Origin of the sequence: Nitratireductor thuwali, assembly GCF_036621415.1 — a bacterium.
Classification (GTDB): domain Bacteria; phylum Pseudomonadota; class Alphaproteobacteria; order Rhizobiales; family Rhizobiaceae; genus Chelativorans; species Chelativorans thuwali.
The window spans coordinates 2,568,358-2,584,829 of record NZ_CP030941.1 but is presented as its reverse complement, the minus strand read 5'-3'; the positions used below and the strand labels follow the sequence as shown (position 1 = coordinate 2,584,829).

The 16,472-nt window shown below is 63.5% G+C and carries 13 protein-coding genes; 2 read left to right on the top strand and 11 right to left on the bottom strand.

Going from position 1 to position 16,472, the window contains the following annotated elements:
• Window positions 1-44: 44 nt before the first annotated feature.
• Complete coding sequence (locus NTH_RS12565) at window positions 45-464, bottom strand: tellurite resistance TerB family protein (protein WP_338530332.1); 420 nt, start codon at window positions 462-464, stop codon at window positions 45-47.
• Between the two features lie 176 nt (window positions 465-640).
• Between NTH_RS12565 and NTH_RS12560 the strand changes: the two genes are divergently transcribed.
• Window positions 641-2,293 carry a lysine--tRNA ligase gene (locus NTH_RS12560; RefSeq protein WP_338530331.1) on the top strand — a complete coding sequence of 551 codons (1,653 nt, stop codon included), beginning with the start codon at window positions 641-643 and terminating at the stop codon, window positions 2,291-2,293.
• A gap of 3 nt (window positions 2,294-2,296) precedes the next feature.
• Here NTH_RS12560 and NTH_RS12555 read toward each other — a convergent pair whose 3' ends face one another.
• The 10 genes from NTH_RS12555 to NTH_RS12510 all read right to left on the bottom strand — a co-directional run bounded on the left by NTH_RS12555 (window position 2,297) and on the right by NTH_RS12510 (window position 12,367).
• Window positions 2,297-2,830 carry a thermonuclease family protein gene (locus NTH_RS12555; protein ID WP_338530330.1) on the bottom strand — a complete coding sequence of 178 codons (534 nt, stop codon included), beginning with the start codon at window positions 2,828-2,830 and terminating at the stop codon, window positions 2,297-2,299.
• A 47-nt stretch (window positions 2,831-2,877) separates the two neighbouring features.
• Window positions 2,878-3,525 carry a S24 family peptidase gene (locus NTH_RS12550; protein ID WP_338530329.1) on the bottom strand — a complete coding sequence of 216 codons (648 nt, stop codon included), beginning with the start codon at window positions 3,523-3,525 and terminating at the stop codon, window positions 2,878-2,880.
• Window positions 3,526-3,621: 96 nt separating this feature from the next.
• Window positions 3,622-4,239 carry a 2-hydroxychromene-2-carboxylate isomerase gene (locus NTH_RS12545; protein WP_338530328.1) on the bottom strand — a complete coding sequence of 206 codons (618 nt, stop codon included), beginning with the start codon at window positions 4,237-4,239 and terminating at the stop codon, window positions 3,622-3,624.
• A 75-nt stretch (window positions 4,240-4,314) separates the two neighbouring features.
• Window positions 4,315-4,860, bottom strand: coding sequence for a thioesterase family protein (locus NTH_RS12540; protein ID WP_338530327.1), 546 nt, complete (start codon window positions 4,858-4,860; stop codon window positions 4,315-4,317).
• A 99-nt stretch (window positions 4,861-4,959) separates the two neighbouring features.
• A complete protein-coding gene (locus NTH_RS12535; protein ID WP_338530326.1) occupies window positions 4,960-7,185 on the bottom strand; it encodes a 3-hydroxyacyl-CoA dehydrogenase NAD-binding domain-containing protein in 2,226 nt (741 codons plus the stop codon).
• Between the two features lie 21 nt (window positions 7,186-7,206).
• Window positions 7,207-8,415: an acetyl-CoA C-acetyltransferase gene (locus tag NTH_RS12530; RefSeq protein ID WP_338530325.1), complete on the bottom strand. Its 1,209-nt coding sequence runs from the start codon at window positions 8,413-8,415 to the stop codon at window positions 7,207-7,209.
• 16 nt (window positions 8,416-8,431) lie between these two features.
• Window positions 8,432-8,665, bottom strand: coding sequence for a hypothetical protein (locus NTH_RS12525; RefSeq protein WP_338530324.1), 234 nt, complete (start codon window positions 8,663-8,665; stop codon window positions 8,432-8,434).
• Window positions 8,666-8,667: 2 nt separating this feature from the next.
• On the bottom strand, window positions 8,668-9,774 hold the full coding sequence (locus NTH_RS12520; RefSeq protein ID WP_422392438.1) for an acyl-CoA dehydrogenase family protein: 1,107 nt from the start codon (window positions 9,772-9,774) through the stop codon (window positions 8,668-8,670).
• Between the two features lie 138 nt (window positions 9,775-9,912).
• On the bottom strand, window positions 9,913-11,706 hold the full coding sequence (locus NTH_RS12515; RefSeq protein ID WP_338530322.1) for an acyl-CoA dehydrogenase C-terminal domain-containing protein: 1,794 nt from the start codon (window positions 11,704-11,706) through the stop codon (window positions 9,913-9,915).
• 184 nt (window positions 11,707-11,890) lie between these two features.
• A complete protein-coding gene (locus NTH_RS12510) occupies window positions 11,891-12,367 on the bottom strand; it encodes a MerR family transcriptional regulator (RefSeq protein WP_338530321.1) in 477 nt (158 codons plus the stop codon).
• A gap of 422 nt (window positions 12,368-12,789) precedes the next feature.
• Here NTH_RS12510 and NTH_RS12505 point away from each other — a divergent pair, with 422 nt between their 5' ends.
• The gene (locus NTH_RS12505) at window positions 12,790-16,458 is read left to right on the top strand and encodes a peptidoglycan-binding protein (protein WP_338530320.1); all 3,669 of its coding nucleotides are present in this window, start codon (window positions 12,790-12,792) and stop codon (window positions 16,456-16,458) included.
• The last annotated feature ends 14 nt before the right edge of the window (window positions 16,459-16,472 follow it).

Here is a 16,472-nt window from a genome sequence, read left to right as displayed (position 1 = left end):
GCGGAAAAGCCGGCTTTGCCAGTCACAACCGCTTGAATGAGGCGTCACTGAACGAGGCGGCGGTGGCGGGCCTGGGCAGCACGCTCGATTGCCGCGGCCACCAACGGCTCCAGATGGAGGCGGCTGCGCACGATCTGGAGCATACGCCTCTCCTCGGGCTCAACATGCAGGTCCGCCGCCGCAACCTCGACGGCCAGCGCATAGGCAGTGTCGTGGAGCGACGTCGGCACGGTCTCGCGGACCAGCTTCAGGATCGTCTCCAGCCCGTCATCCTTCTGCAAGATCCGCTGGCATTGTCTCGCAACCTCAATGACGCGGTTCTCGTCGAACCCCCTGAAGACGGGCAGCGTGCGGAGCACCTCGCCGATGCGGCCAAGCTCGGCGTCGGTCATGTCGCGGTCGGCCGCCGACATGACGACCATCAGGTAGATGAGAGCCTCGTGGGCTGATGGTTCGGCGGTCATGGAATCTCTCCTTAAAGTGGTCCCGGCGGGGTGCCGCGGAAGGCAATGTCAGAACCCATGGATAAGAAGCCGCACGCCGCGCTGCAACGAAAAACGCGGTTCGGATTGACGCATGGTCGCGTCAGCCTTAACAGCTTGGCCCTTAAAAACATCCCTCCAATCCATGGAATGCGGAAATGACGACGACGACCGCGCTTGATCTTACGCCCGAAATGCTCGCGGCTGCTGCCGAGAGCAAAGCTTGGCCGTTCGAAGAGGCGCGCCGGATCGTCAAACGCTACGAAGGGCGCGACTATCCTGAAACGGTGCTGTTTGAGACGGGCTATGGTCCTTCGGGCCTGCCGCATATCGGCACGTTCGGCGAGGTGGCCCGCACGTCCATGGTCCGCCACGCCTTCCGCGTCCTCACCGAGGACCAGGTGAAGACGACGATCTTGTGCTTCTCCGACGATATGGACGGCATGCGCAAGGTGCCGGACAACGTGCCCAACCCGGAGATGCTGCGTGGCCATCTCGGGAAGCCGTTGACGCGTGTGCCGGATCCATTCGGAACGCATGAAAGCTTCGGCCACCATAACAATGCGCGGCTGCGCGCCTTCCTCGACACTTTCGGCTTCGACTACGAGTTCGCCTCCGCGCTCGACTACTACACCTCGGGCCGCTTCGACGAGGGGCTGGTGCGGATGCTCGATCAGTATGACGCGGTGATGGCGATCATGCTGCCAACGTTGCGCGAGGAGCGGCGCAAGACCTATTCGCCGATCCTGCCGCTGCACCCGGAAACGGGCGTCGTGATGCAGGTGCCCATCGAGGAGGTTCACGCCGACCGCGCCACCGTCGTGTGGACCGATCCAGGCACCGGCAAGCGCTACGAAACAAGCGTTCTGAAGGGCGGCTGCAAGGCACAGTGGAAGCCGGACTGGGCGCTGCGCTGGGCCGTTCTCGGCGTCGACTACGAGATGTCCGGCAAGGACCATATCGACAATGTGAAGACGTCGAGCAAGATCTGCCGCGTCCTGGGCGGCACGCCGCCGGACGGCTTTAACTACGAGCTGTTCCTGGACGAGAATGGCGAGAAGATCTCCAAGTCCAAGGGCAATGGCATCACCATCGATGAGTGGCTGGCCTATGCACCCACGGAAAGCCTGTCGCTCTACATGTTCCAGAAGCCGAAGACGGCCAAGAAGCTCTATTTCGACGTCATCCCGAAGGCGGTCGACGAATATTACTCCTTCCTTTCCGGCTATCGGACACAGGATTGGACGGCCCGGCTCAATAATCCCGTCTGGCATATCCATGACGGCAATCCGCCGGATATCGACCTGCCGGTGCCCTTCGCGCTGCTGCTCAACCTCGTCAGCGCCTCGAATGCGCATGACAAGGCCGTCCTATGGGGCTTCATCTCGCGTTATGCGCCGGGCGTGACAGCCGAAACGCATCCGGAACTCGACCGGCTGACCGGCTACGCCATTCGCTACTTCGACGACTTCGTGAAGCCGGCGAAGAAGTTCCGCAAGCCCGACGCGGAGGAGCGCCAGGCGCTCGAGGAGCTTTCGGCAAAGCTCCGCGAACTGCCGGCGGATGCCGACGGCGAAACGATCCAGAACGCGGCACTCGACGTGGCGCGCGGGATCGAGCGCTATCAGGACCACAAGAAGAAGAGTCCCAGCGGCGGCCCCGGCGTTTCGGTGGCGTTCTTCCAGATGATTTACCAGGTGCTGCTTGGTCAGGAGCGCGGACCCCGCTTCGGCTCCTTCGTCGCGCTTTACGGGATCGGCGAAACGCGCGCACTCATCGACAAGGCGCTGAAGGGCGAACTCGGCGGCTGAATATCAGGGCCCGCCACCGAAAATGCCCCGGCGGGCCGCGCGCGCTTCTTCTTCGAGCTCCTCATAGGGTCCGCCGGGAGCGGCGAGCGCCCAGCCCCGGGCCACCAGCCATGCGGCCGCATCCTCTCCGCCGACCGTGCAGCGGGCGACGTCCATTTCCGCATTCCCCTTGCCTGCTTCTTCGTCTGCCGGGTGGCAGGCAAGAGCCCGACCGCGCAGCCACAGGCGGAACGCGGTCCGCGCGTGCCGACCGCAAGGCCAGGTTCCCCCATGCCCGGCATCACAGACCCTTTCCGCATCAATGATCTCGATGGATGCGAGTGCGATCTCACGACCCGCCACGGACATACGGCCAGCCGCAAGGGCCACCGGCTTGAATAAGCGATCGGGCTTTTCCGATTGCATGCCCGCGCCGGCCACCAGATCGCTCAGCGGCTCCCGCGGTCCCACGCGCTCAAGCGCTTCGGACGCGACCGGAGGCGGGGCCACGATCCCGGGCGCGATGACGCGGACGTCCTGCGCCTCGGCCGCGCCCATTGGAGCCGCCGCCAGAGCGGTCGCCAGAAAAAGAACAGCCCCGTTTCCTACTGGCTTGCCCATACGATGCGCGCCATCCATTCCACCTCGTCCGGTGCGAACACGCGGTTGGGATGCTCAGCATTCAGCGACAGGAGCTCGATCTGTGTCGGGGTCTTGCGCAGGAGCACCTTCGCCATCACCTCACCGGAAGCAGCCTTGAGCACCACCCTGTCGCCGCGCCGGACGGCAGCGCCGGGCTCTACGATCAGCGTATCGCCGTCGCGGTAGAGCGGCAACATGGAATCCCCCTGCACCTGCAGCGCATAGGCGCCCTCACGATGGGCGCCAGGCAATTCCACATGTTCCCATCCCTCACCCGCAGGAAATCCGGCATCGTCGAAAAAGCCGCCGGCACCGGCCTGGGCGAATCCCAGCAGCGGCACGGTGGTGGGCGGCGGTCCATAGTTGACCGAAACGGCGTCGTCGCTTTTCATCAGCTGAAAAAAATCGTCCAGCGTCGCCCCCGTCGCCTCCATCACCTTGGCAAGCGATTCGGTCGAGGGCCAGCGGGGGCGCCCGTCGACGGAGCAGCGCTTGGATTTGTTGAAGGCGGTCGAGTCGAGTCCAGCCCTGCGCGCCAGGCCCGAAACGGACAGCGAATAGCGCGCAGCGAGCGCATCGATAGCGGCCCATACCTTTTCGTGCGATAGCACGTGCGCCTCCCCCGGACGTATCGAACTGGCACAGGAAAAAATGCCTTCAGATTGGTTCTAACGCCTTACCAATTCCTTGTCCATCGAACTGACATGTCAGGCGGTGAACGGCTGCCTTCCGGTCGCCAGCGCGTGATCGAGATACTCGACGCGATCCTGCCCCCAGAACGCCTCGCCATTCAACACGTAAGCCGGAACGCCGACGACGTCGGCCTCGATGGCCTCGTTAGTATTGCGCTCACGGATCTGCGCTGCGTTCGGCTCGTGCGCCCTTGCCAGGATGGCGCGGGCGTCGAAGCCCTCCGCCTCCAGATATTTCGTTAGCACCTCCTCGTCGGCAATATCCTCCTCATTGGCCCAGAGAGCCGCAAAGACGCGCTCCATGTAACTCAGCGGGTCATGGCCGGCCTCCACCAGGGCAATGATCGTGTGGTCGGCAAGGGCCGGATCCACCGGCCAGTGCTTCGGGCGCGGATTGATCGGCATGCCGCGATAGTCGGCGATGCGCTGCAATTCCACGAGCCGCAAGCGCTGGCGCACCGGCGGACGCTTCGCTGGCGGAACCGCGCCCGAGACGTCCCAGACGCGCATCAGGTTGACCGGCTTCACGTTCAGCGTGGCGTCATGTTTCTGCGCCACCGCACGCAGCGGCTGGTGGCCCAGATAGACGAAGGGCGATGCGGATGTGAGGTAGTAGTCGATACTTGCGGACATGGAAGCGGCTCCCGGTTTGCGGACGATCGTCCAAAGGTAGTCTTAGCGGCCATGCGCGGAAAGGGCGGATGAGTTTCAGGCCGGCGATTTGGCGCGGGATCGCAGCCCCTCATGGGACGCCATGAAACTCCGCTCCTCGGCATTTGGCGGCCGCGGCGGGGTTTCGTGGCCAATGGTTCGCACCACTTCATCGATCGGAACGAAACGCCGGGCGCGGAAATCGTAGATGCCGCCGGTCGTCATGATGATGGCCGCCGTGCGACCGTCCTCCAGCACGAAGCGGTGCTGGCCCAGCACTTGGGTCCCTTCCCATGTCTCAATGGTCGAGACCACGTCAAAACGTTTCCAAAGGCCGATCTCGCGCACATAGGCCACCTGGAGACCGCCCAGAAGCGGGGCCCAGCCGCGCTCGCGCGCCGCGCGCACCAACCCGCTGCGCAAGAAGATGTCGATGCGGCCCATATCGGCCAGCATCATATAGCGGGCATTGTTGAGATGAACGTTCGTGTCGATGTCGGTGGGAAGGCAGCGAAAGGACAGCCGCCCCTCGTCCCCCATGCGATACGGCCCACGGCGACCGCGGGTTGCCGCGACCCGCAGGAGGCGGATCCAGACATACATGGCTGTATCCCTTCGGTGGTTGCGATTTCCGCCGCGCCTCGCCCTCTGCCCTACGGGGCAGGAGTGCGGAGGGCGCGGCGGTAAATCACCGCTGCAATGCTATGCCGCCTTCTTCCTCACCTCGCCCGCGCTCTCCGGCGCAAAGCGCTGGTAGAAGGTCTCGCCGCTTTCGGCCATGTCGACCAGCAGTTTCGGCGGCTTAAAGCCCTTGCCGTACTTCTTCTGCAGGCGCTTGGCGATCCCGACGAAACGGGCAGCGCCCATGCCGTCGATATAGGACAGCGCCCCGCCCGTGTAGGGCGCAAAACCGAAGGCGAGGATGGAACCGACATCGGCCTCGCGGGGGTCGGTGACGATGCCCTCCTCCATCACCCGGGCAGCCTCGAGCGCAATGGTAACGAGCAGGCGCTGCTTGACCTCCTCGATGTCCACGGCCTCGGCCGGCTTCTGCCGGTAAAGCTCCTTCAGCCCCGGCCATAGATGCTTCTTGGCAGGCTTTTCCGGATAGTCGTAGAAGCCCTTGCGGTTCTTGCGGCCATGGCGGCCGTGCTTGTCGACCATGGTATCGATCAATTCCATGTGCCGCGGGTCCACGGCCTTTTCGCCAAGATCGCGGATGGTCTGCTTCATGATCTTCTGGGCGAGATCAATGGCCGTCTCGTCCGTGAGCGCCAGCGGACCGACCGGCATGCCGGCCATCTTTGCGCCATTCTCGATCATCGCCGGCGGAACGCCCTCGATCAGCATCGAGAAAGCTTCCTGCATGTAGCGCAGGACACAGCGATTGACGTAGAAGCCGCGCGTGTCGTTGACGACGATGGGCGTCTTCCGGATTGCCCGGACATAATCCATCGCCACGGCAAGCGCCTTATCGCCGGTTCGCTTGCCCATGATGATCTCGACCAGCATCATCTTGTCGACCGGCGAGAAGAAGTGGATGCCGATGAAGTTCTTCGGCCGCTTTGAATTCTTCGCCAGGCTCGTGATGGGAATGGTCGACGTGTTGGAAGCGAAGATCGCCGAGGATTTCAGCACGGCCTCGGCCTTCTCCGTCGCTTCCTTCTTGATGGAAGAATCCTCGAAGACCGCCTCAATGACGAGGCCGGCGCCCTCCAGCTCCTGATAGTCGGGCGTGGCCGTGATCAGCGACAGCAGCTTCTCCTTGTCGGCCTCGCTCGCCCGACCCTTCTTGATGAGGGCGTCCATCAGCTTCGCCGAGTGGGCCTTGCCCTTGTCGGCGGCTTCCTGGTCACGGTCGACGAGCACCACAGGTATGCCGGCTTTTGCGGTGACGAAGGCGATGCCGGCGCCCATGAAGCCTGCCCCCAGGACGCCGACTTTCTTCAGCTTCCTGGCCGGCACGTCCACGGGCCGCCGCGCGCCCTTGTTGAGCTCCTGCAGGGAGACGAACAGCGAGCGGATCATCATCTTCGCTTCGGTCGTCTGCATGATCTGGGTGAAATAGCGCTGCTCGATGGTGAGCGCGGTGTCGAAGGGCACCAGAAGCCCCTCATAGACGCACTTCAGGATCGCGGTCGCGGCGGGGTAGTTGCCGTAGGTCTCGCGGCGCAGGATGGCGATCGCCGGCGGCCACAGATTGGCGCCCGCGGCCGAATAGACGGGACCGCCCGGCAGCTTGAAGCCCTTCTCGTCCCAGGGCTGGACCGGCTTGAGCCCGTCCTTGATCATCTTCTTCGCCGCTTCCACCAGCTTCTTCGGCGGGACGACCTCGTGGACCAGCCCCATGGACTTCGCCTTCTTGGGCGAAAGGTTCTGGCCGGTCGTCAGCATCTGCAGGGCATCCTGCGTATTGGTGAGCCGGGGCACGCGCTGAGTGCCGCCCGCGCCGGGGAAGATGCCGACCTTGACCTCGGGCAGCGCCATCTTGACCTTGTCGCTATCGGCGGCCACGCGGCCATGACAGGCCAGCGACAGCTCGAACGCGCCGCCCATGCAGGTGCCGTTGATGGCCGAAACCCACGGTTTGCCGGAGGTCTCAAGCTTGCGCCACAGCCAGCTCATGCGGCCGGCGCCGTCGAACAGAAGCCTGATCGCCTTGTCGCGATCCTTCTTCTTCTCCGTCTCGAACAGGCCGAGCATCTTCTGCAGCATGGTCAGGTCGGCGCCGCCGGAAAAGGTCTCCTTGCCCGAGGTGATCACCGCGCCCTTGATCGCCTCATCGCCCGCCACCTCCTCGACGATCTTCTCGAGCTCGTCCATCACCTCTTCGGTGAAGACGTTCATGGAGCGGTCGGGCATGTTCCAGGTGACGAGCGCGATGCCGTCGGCGTCGGTTTCGACGGTGAAGTTCTTGTAATCAGCCATAATCTCTTCCTTCGCCAGTCTTTACACGCGCTCGATGATGGTTGCCGTGCCCATGCCGGCGCCGATGCACAGGGTCACGAGTGCGGTGTTCAGGTCGCGCCGCTCCAACTCGTCCAGCACCGTGCCGAAGATCATCGCGCCGGTGGCGCCAAGCGGGTGGCCCATGGCGATGGCGCCGCCATTGACGTTGAGCTTGTCGTGGTCGATGTCGAAAGCCTGCATGTAGCGCAGCACAACGCTGGCGAAGGCCTCGTTGAGCTCGAACAGGTCGATATCCGACAGCTTCATGTTCGCCTTCTTCAAAAGCTTCTCCGTCACGTCGACGGGGCCGGTGAGCATGATCGCCGGTTCGGAGCCGATATTGGTGAAGGCGCGGATCTTGGCGCGCGGCTTCATGTCGAGCGTCTTGCCGGCTTTCCTGGAACCCAGCAGCACCGCCGCTGCCCCATCCACGATGCCGGAGGAATTGCCGGCATGGTGGACGTGGTTCACGCCCTCGATCTCGGGATAGCGCTGGACGGCCACCGCATCGAAGCCGCCCATCTCGCCGGGCATGACGAAGGACGGGTTGAGCGAGGCCAGCGACTGCATGTCGGTAGTCGGGCGCATGTGCTCGTCATGGTCCAGGATCGTCAGGCCGTTCTGATCCTTGATAGGGATGACGGACTTCTTGAAATAACCCTTGTCCCATGCCTTTTTGGCGCGCTTCTGGCTTTCCACCGCATAAGCGTCCACATCGTCGCGGGAAAAGCCGTATTTGGTGGCGATCAGGTCTGCGGAAACGCCCTGCGGCATGAAGTAGGACGGCAAGCCCACGGAAGGATCCATGAACCAAGCGCCGCCGGACATGCCCATGCCGACGCGCGACATGGACTCGACGCCGCCGGCAATCACAATCTCGTCCAAGCCGCCGGCGATCTTGGCTGCGCCGAGATTGATCGCGTCGAGGCCGGAGGCGCAAAAGCGGGAGATCTGCATGCCGGGTGCCGCGTTGTCATAGCGTGCCTCGAAGGCGGCCGAGCGTGGGATCACCGAGCCCGCTTCGCCGACCGGGTCGACGCAGCCGAAAATGATGTCGTCGACCTTGGCGGTGTCGAGCCCGTTGCGGTCGCGCATGGCCTCCAGCACCTTGGCGCCAAGTCGCACCGCCGGCACCTCATGCAGCGAACCATCCTTCTTGCCGCGGCCGCGCGGCGTGCGCACGGCATCATACACATATGCATCAGCCATTGGGACGTCTCCTTGTCTAAGCGTCGCGGGACATGCCTGCCGCCGGGGCGCCGTATTGAGCGATGAACTTCTTGAAAACGGTGTCGAGCTTCTCCGGATCGGCGAAGTCATCAAGCCGCTCAAGCATGATCGTGAGAAGATAGTTGTTGCCGAGCCCGTAGCGGGTGTTGAGCGCGCGCAGGCTTGCGTAGGCGTCCTCCGACAAGGCCGCCTGGAAACGTTTGGGAAGGGGATAGCGCCGCGCAGCCATTTCTAGAGGCTCCTGGCAATCAAAAGCTTCATGATCTCGTTGGTGCCGCCATAGATGCGCTGCACGCGGGCGTCGCGATACATGCGGGCGATCGGGTATTCGTTCATGTAGCCGTAGCCGCCGAAGAGCTGCAGGCATTCGTCGACCGCCTTGCATTGCAGATCCGTCAGCCAATACTTGGCCATGGAGGCGGTCGTGGTGTCGAGGCGACCCTCGAGATGCCTGGCGACGCTGTCATTGTAGAAGACTCGGGCTATCGTTGCCTCGGTTTTGAGTTCGGCCAGCTTGAACTGAGTGTTCTGGAAATCGATCACCTTCCGCCCGAACGCCGATCGCTCCTTTACGTACTCGATGGTAACGGCAAGCGCGCGCTCGATCATGGAGATGGCCTGGGCGCCGATCAACAGCCGCTCCTGTGGCAATTGCTGCATGAGCTGCACGAAACCCTGCCCCTCGTCCTCGCCCAGCAGGTTGCTCGTCGGTATGCGCACATCGTTGAAGAACAGTTCCGAGGTGTCGTTCGACTTGAGGCCGACCTTGTCGAGGTTGCGCCCGCGCTCGAAACCTTCCACCTCGTCCGTCTCGACGATGAAGAGCGAAGTGCCCTTCGCGCCCATGGCGGGGTCGGTCTTGGCCACGACAATGATGAGATTGGCGAGCTGTCCATTGGTGATGAAGGTTTTGGACCCGTTGATGCGATACTGGTTGCCGTCCTTTTCCGCCCGCGTCTTCACGCCCTGGAGGTCGGAACCGGCACCCGGTTCGGTCATCGCGATGGCGCCGATCAATTCGCCGGTCGCCATCCTCGGCAGCCATTTCCTCTTCTGTTCCTCCGAACCGTAGTGGAGGATGTATGGGGCGACGATGGCGTTGTGCAGCGCGATGCCGAAACCGTCCACGCCGACATGGCCGATGGCCTCCGCGATCGCGCTTTCGTGGGCATATGTGCCGCCCGAACCGCCATATTCCTCCGGAATGGAAGCGCATAGCAGGCCATTCCTGCCGGCCTTCCGCCAGCTTTCACGGTCGAAGCACTCCGCCTTCTCGAATTCCTCATATCGCGGAGCGATCTCCTCCGAAAGGAACCGGTTCGCCATGTCGTAGAGCATGGCGACATCCTCGCCGGCCCAGGCCGGTTGAGGGACACCCAGTATGGACTGCGGATCACTGCTCATGAACGCTTCCTCCCTTTCCTCCGCCTATAACAGATTTTTGTTCAAGGCAGAACGAACGCGGCGAAACCCGCACTAAAACGCCTCCGCCGGCAGCGCCATCATTGAGCCGGCGCCGGACGAGATGCGGGCCAGATGGGCGGCGGTCTCCGGCATCAGGCGGTCCATGAAGAAGCGCCCAACGACCAGCTTCTGTTCCAGCATTTCCCTGTCGCCGGTTCCCTCGGCAAGCTGTGCCTGGGCGACCTTGACCGTGCGTGCCCACATATAGCCGAGCGCCACTAGGCCAAACAGGTGCATATAGTCATATGACGCCGCGCCGGCATTGTCCGGCTCGCGCATGGCGTTCTGCATCAGCCACATGGTGGCCGCCTGGAGGTCGTTGAGGCCTTTCTTGAGACCCTTGGTATAGGGCGCCATGTTTTCGTCGGAGCGGTTTTCCTCGCAGAATTCGCCGACCGTCTTGAAGAAGGTCTGGATCGCGCGGCCGCCGTTCAGCGCGAGCTTCCGGCCCACCAGATCGAGCGCCTGGATACCGTTGGCGCCCTCATAAATCATCGCAATCCGCGCATCGCGCACGAACTGGCTCATGCCGTGTTCTTCGATATAACCATGGCCGCCGAACACCTGTTGCGCCATGACCGCGTGTTCGAAACCGTTGTCGGTGAGAACACCCTTGATGACGGGCGTCATCAGCGCCAGATGGTCTTCGGCCTCCTGGCGCGCGGCCTCGTCTTCGCTGCGGTGGGCGATGTCCGACTGTAGCGCCGTCCACAAAAGCAGTGCACGGCCCGCCTCGTTGACGGCACGCATGGTCATCAGCTTGCGGCGGATATCCGGATGCACGATGATGGGGTCGGCCTTTTTGTCGGGCGCCTTCGGGCCGGTAAGAGAGCGGCCCTGAAGGCGCTCGCGGGCATAGTCGGCGGCGTTCTGGTAGGCGGCCTCGCCAACGGCCAGTCCCTGGAGGCCGACGCCAAGGCGCGCTTCGTTCATCATGGTGAACATGGCTTTCAGGCCGCCATTCTCCGCGCCCAGCAGATAGCCCTCGGCTTCATCGTAGTTCATGACGCAGGTGGCATTGCCGTGGATGCCCATCTTCTCTTCGAGCGAGCCGCAAGAAACGCCGTTGCTTTCGACCGGCACCCCCGCCTCATCCACCTTGCGCTTGGGCACGATGAACAGCGAGATGCCCTTGGTGCCCTCCGGCGCGCCCTCGATACGGGCCAGGACGAGATGGACGATGTTTTCGGCCATGTCGTGGTCGCCGGCCGAGATGAAAATCTTCTGCCCGGAGATCTTGTAGCTGCCGTCGCCATTGGGCACCGCCTTGGAGCGCAGAAGGCCGAGGTCCGTGCCGCAATGGGGCTCAGTGAGGTTCATGGTGCCGGTCCATGTCCCCTCGATCATCCGGGGCAGCCATTTCTGCTTCTGCTCATCCGTGCCGTGGGCGAGGATCGCGGCAATCGCGCCCTGGGTGAGCCCCGGATACATCATCAGCGCCATATTTGCGGAGGACAGATATTCGCCGACCGCCGAATGGACGAGGTAGGGAAGGCCCTGGCCGCCGAACTCCTCGGGCGCCGAAAGGCCCATCCAGCCCCCTTCGCAATACTGGCGGTAGGCTTCCGCGAAACCCTCGGGCGTGGTGACCGTGCCGTCGTTCTGGCGGGTGCAGCCCTGAACGTCACCGATGCGGTTCAGCGGCTGCATGACGTTCTCGGCCAGCTTCGCCCCTTCGGCCAGTATGGCCTCAAGGACATCCGGCGAAGCGTTCGCGAAACCGGCGAGGTTGTTGTAACGCTCATATCCCAGAACGTCGCGAATTACGAAAAGCGTATCCCGCACGGGCGCACGATAGGTGGGCATGAATTCCTCCAACTCGCATGGAAACGCCGGCAGGAATCCCGCCGGAGGATGTTGGATCGCAGATAACAAACTTTGACGTTTGCGTAAACGTCATTCTTACCGCGCGGCCGTACTTTTCTGACGAAAAAAGGGCGCCTCGCCGTGAAACGAGACGCCCCAATGCCAGCGAATGCCGTCGTATTGCCTAGTTGGCGCCCGTGTACTCGGTAGAGTGGTCGTTGTCGTTGACCTGGAGATGTGCCAGCCGGTTCTGGATATCCCGGATCAACCCACTCAACTCGCTTACCGCCTCCTCGATCGCGAAATACTGCTGTTCAAGCTGCTTCATCTGCCTTTCGGACTTGTCGAGCACCGTCTTGAGCTGATGAACGTTGGAGCCGCGCGGGTCGTAAAGGTCCAGAATGTGTTTCACGTCGCTAAGGGGGAAGCCGATCTTGCGCCCCAGCAGGATGAGGCTCAATCGCGCCCTGTCGTTGCTGGAGTAAAGCCGCGTCGTGCCGCGCCGCTTGGGCCGGATCAGGCCCTTGTCCTCATAAAAGCGCAGTGCGCGCAGGGTGACGTCGAACTCGCGAGCCAATTCGCCAATACGATAATAGGATTCTTCATCGGAAATATGCTTCGCGGCCGCTGCGTTTGCGGCCCATGCAAAAGTAGATGCCATAACTGCCTTCCCTGGCGGGCGTTCAGCCTTTGTGGGGTTATGCCAGAGCGTGCTCCAGGAGAGCCGAACGAGATCGCTGTGACTGGTAGGGTACGGTCGGGGTCAAACCGCCGAGCCGTGGGCGGCCATATGTGCGTCATCTGAGTCAATTGCAAGGCGCCTGCGCTCGAAGCCTGTGGGCGACGGGTCACGTTTGAGAGACAAAAGTAACAATGGTTAACCAGATGTTTACCACGTTTGGGGAATGTTCGGCTCCAGAGACGTCGCGTGTGGTTTGCTTCGCACCAGTCGTGAGGTTTCGTTCGAGGGGATATTCCACGTGGACCTCGCAACCAGCCTGAATGGGCAGACGCGAACCCGCATCCCCGCGCATGATGTTCCAAATGCGGCAGGCTGGCCTGCTGCGGAGAGGCGGGCGTTTTATGAACGGCAAGCGGTCATATCTGGACAGCATCAACGCGGGACGCCAGCGCAGGCCGGGCAATTCGCTGGAAGAGATCAACCGCACGCTCGACCATCTGGAAACGCGTCTGGGCCGCTCGCTCGAATCCGAGCGGTTACCGTCCGGCGGTGGTCGCTTTCCGGAGCGACCGGCGCACATGCCGGAACAGGCAGGCCCGGCTGGCCGACCTCGTGCGACCGCCTACGGCCGCGACCGCGCCTCGCTTGAGCACCTCACCCGTGAACTGGAGAACGCACGCCGGCAGGAAGATCAGTTCTCGTCCATAGAAGACATCGCGGCGGAGCTGAAGGCGCTGCGCGAGGACATGCGAAGCACGATGGACACGGGCGTGCGCCGGCAGCTGGACGAATTACGCCGCGAGCTTGCGCATGTGGCCGCCTCTACGGCAGCATCGCCGGTCGACGCCGAGCTGAATGCCGAACTGGAGCGCCTTTCGCGAAGCATCGCGCTCCTGGCCGAGCGTAGCGACGACAAGGGCACTAAGCTGCTGCGCCTTGAATTCGAACAGGTGAAGGCGGCCATTGCCTCGTTGGCACGCGAGGAGAGCGTGAAGTCACTCGACCGGCGCTGGGACGCCTTTGAGGATCGTATCGCCACCGGGCTGCAGCATCAGCCCGACCCAGCTATCGATGCGCTGGGCGAACGGCTCGAAGAAATCAGTCGGGCCGTCAACGGACTACCCGAATCCCTGTCCCTGCGTTCCCTCGAAGAGCGCGTGCGCGGACTGGCCGCTTCGCTGGAGCAGTTCGCCCGGCAGCCCCAACACGGCCAGTCTGATCTATACGCGATGGTCGAGGAACGGCTGGACGAAATTTCACGCGCGATAAGCGCATCCTCCGCCGCCGCGCAGGACCGGCAGGTCGACACTCTGGCGTTGGAGCGCATCGAGGCGCGCATCGGGTCGCTGGCGAGCCAGCTCGACGAATTGACAAGCGACCGCAGCGACCACCAGGTGGTTGAGCGGCTCAACACCCTTTCCGAGCGCGTCGACCAGGTCGCGAGCCGCATCGACGTTCCCGAGCAGACGGTGGCCCGGCTCGCCAAGCACATAGCGCACATCGCCGAACGCCTTGACGCGACACCGCAGCAGCCCGACACCGAGCTGCTCTTCCGCGGACTGGAAGACAGGTTCGCCAGCCTTTCGGAAATGATCGAACGCCGGCAGGAAAATGCCATACAGCATGGTCAAAACCTGTTCAGCGATCTGGAACGCCGGCTGGAGGATCTTGCGGCCCGGCTCGACCAGCGGGCTGACGCCGACGGCGAAACCGGCGTGATGAACATGATCGAATCCCGGTTTTCCGAGCTTGCGGCAAGGCTGGAGAACGGTTCTCGAAACGATACCGGGAACGCGGCGATACAGGCGCTGGAATCGCGACTCGAAGAGATTTCCAACCGGCTGAACGACAGCGCCACGCGTGACTCCGGCATCGATCCTGAAATCATCCGCAATCTCGAAATGCAGGTCGCCGCACTCTCGGCGCATCTGGCCCGGCCTGGCGCCGAGTTGCCGGAAGTGGAGGATATCGGGCCTCGCCTTGCCTCGATCGAGCAAGCCATTGCGGACAATCATTCGGCCATCCTGGAGGCCGCGCGCGAAGCAGCGCGGGAGGCCATCGACCGGCTTGATCCCGGCGCCGCCACCGACGGCCATCTGCGGGAAGACCTCAAGGAACTCGAAGCTCTGGCTCGCAGGTCGGAGGAGCGCCACGCCAAGACGTTCGAGGCGATCCACGACACGCTCCTCAAAATCGTTAACCGGCTTGGCTCGATCGAAAGCGCCGGCGTGCCGGGCGAACCCGCTCGAACCGGTCCGATCGGCAAGATCACCGTGGGCGATCCCCCTTCCATTTCGCCTGCGCCGGGGTTCGGGGCCGACGAGCCGGAACTTGCCCGAGGTCCGGAAGTACGGCGCACGCCCGCCCAAGCGGCCGCGGCGGCGGCTGAAGCCGCATTGCGGGGCGAGGATCGGCCGGCCGACGAGATCGTCGAGCCCAAGCGGTCCATGCTAGGAGGGTTGACCCGCGCACTAACGGCCAGACGGGCACGCCCAACGGAAGAGGACGACCGCACCGAGCCGGTGCTTGCAGGCGACGCCGGCGAAGCTGAAATCGAGCGGGATGTCGATCCGGTCCGGGTGAACGAGCCCTTGGAGCCCGGATCGGGCGCGCCAGACCTGAACGCCATCATGCGCCGCGTACGCGAGGAAAAGGGCACCAGGGAAACAGCTTCGGCCGACACGGCCAAAGCAGACTTTATCGCCGCGGCCCGGCGTGCTGCGCAGGCAGCCGCCGCGGAAACGGAGATACACAAGCACCGCCGCTCCGATGGAAGCGGCAAATCGGGACCCTTAGGAATCGGTCGGATACTTGGGCGGCGCAAGAAGCAGCTCCTGCTAACGCTCGGCGCTGCGGCGGTGATCGCGGGCGGTCTTTATGCCGGACGCACACTGCTTTCCGACGACGGGCCTGACTTGCTTGCGCAGGCCCAAGCGCCCCTCGACCATGCGGCCGGCGAGCCGGCTCCTGCCGCGGTGCAGCCGCCGGAACGGCAGGCGGAGAATGTCCGCCTCGTAGAGCAGTCGGCGGAAGAGCTTGCCGAGGACGGCGCGCGGGAGTCCGCCGCCCCCGTTTCGAACACGGCGAGCGTCGAGCCGGAGCCGGCAGCTCCCATGCCGGCCGAAACCGTGGGACGGCCTGAAATCGAAGCTGAAATCGAGGCGGCCGAAGCCGCACCCGAAATCGAAGAGGACTTTATGAACCTGGCCGACATTCCTGCCGGCATCGGACCGTTGCCGCTGCGCGAGGCGGCATCTCAGGGCGACGCGGAAGCGCTCTTCGAGATCGCGAACCGCTACAGCGAGGGCAATGGCGTCGATGTCGACCTCGCAAAGGCGGCGGAATGGTACACAATGGCGGCAGAGCTGGGACTGGCACCCGCGCAATATCGGATCGGGAATATCCACGAGAAAGGCGCGGGCGTCGAGCGCGACATCGAGAAGGCGAAAATGTGGTACCAGCTCGCCGCGCAGCAGGGCAACGCAAGCGCCATGCACAATCTGGGCGTTCTCTACGCGATGGGCGCCGATGGAACGCCGGACAACGAATCGGCCGCCCGCTGGTTCATCGAAGCTGCCGAACACGGCGTTGCCGACAGCCAGTACAATCTCGGCATCCTCGCCGCCAAGGGCGTCGGCATGCAGCGCGACCTGACCGAAGCCTATAAGTGGTTTGACATTGCCGCCAGGTCCGGCGACGCGGATGCTGCCTCCAAGCGCGACGAGCTCGCCAAGTCCATGGCCCCCGCCGATCTGGCCAAGGCGCAAGGCAAGGCCACGCTGTGGAAGGTCAAGGAGGTTGATCCGGAGGCCAACACGGTGGACGTGCGCGATGAATGGCGGACGGGAACCGAAACCACCTCCAGCGTAGACATGAAGAAGGCGGTCACCAACATCCAGCTCATCCTCGGCAAGCTCGGCTTTGACGCCGGCCCGCCGGACGGGGTGATGGGCGCCAAGACGCGCACCGCGATCCGGGCATTCCAGAAGGCCAACGGGCTGGAGGAAACCGGCGAGATCAACGATCCCCTGGTACGCGCGTTGCTCAAGAGCAACGAGGCGGTTCAGTAGCATCACGGGCCGTC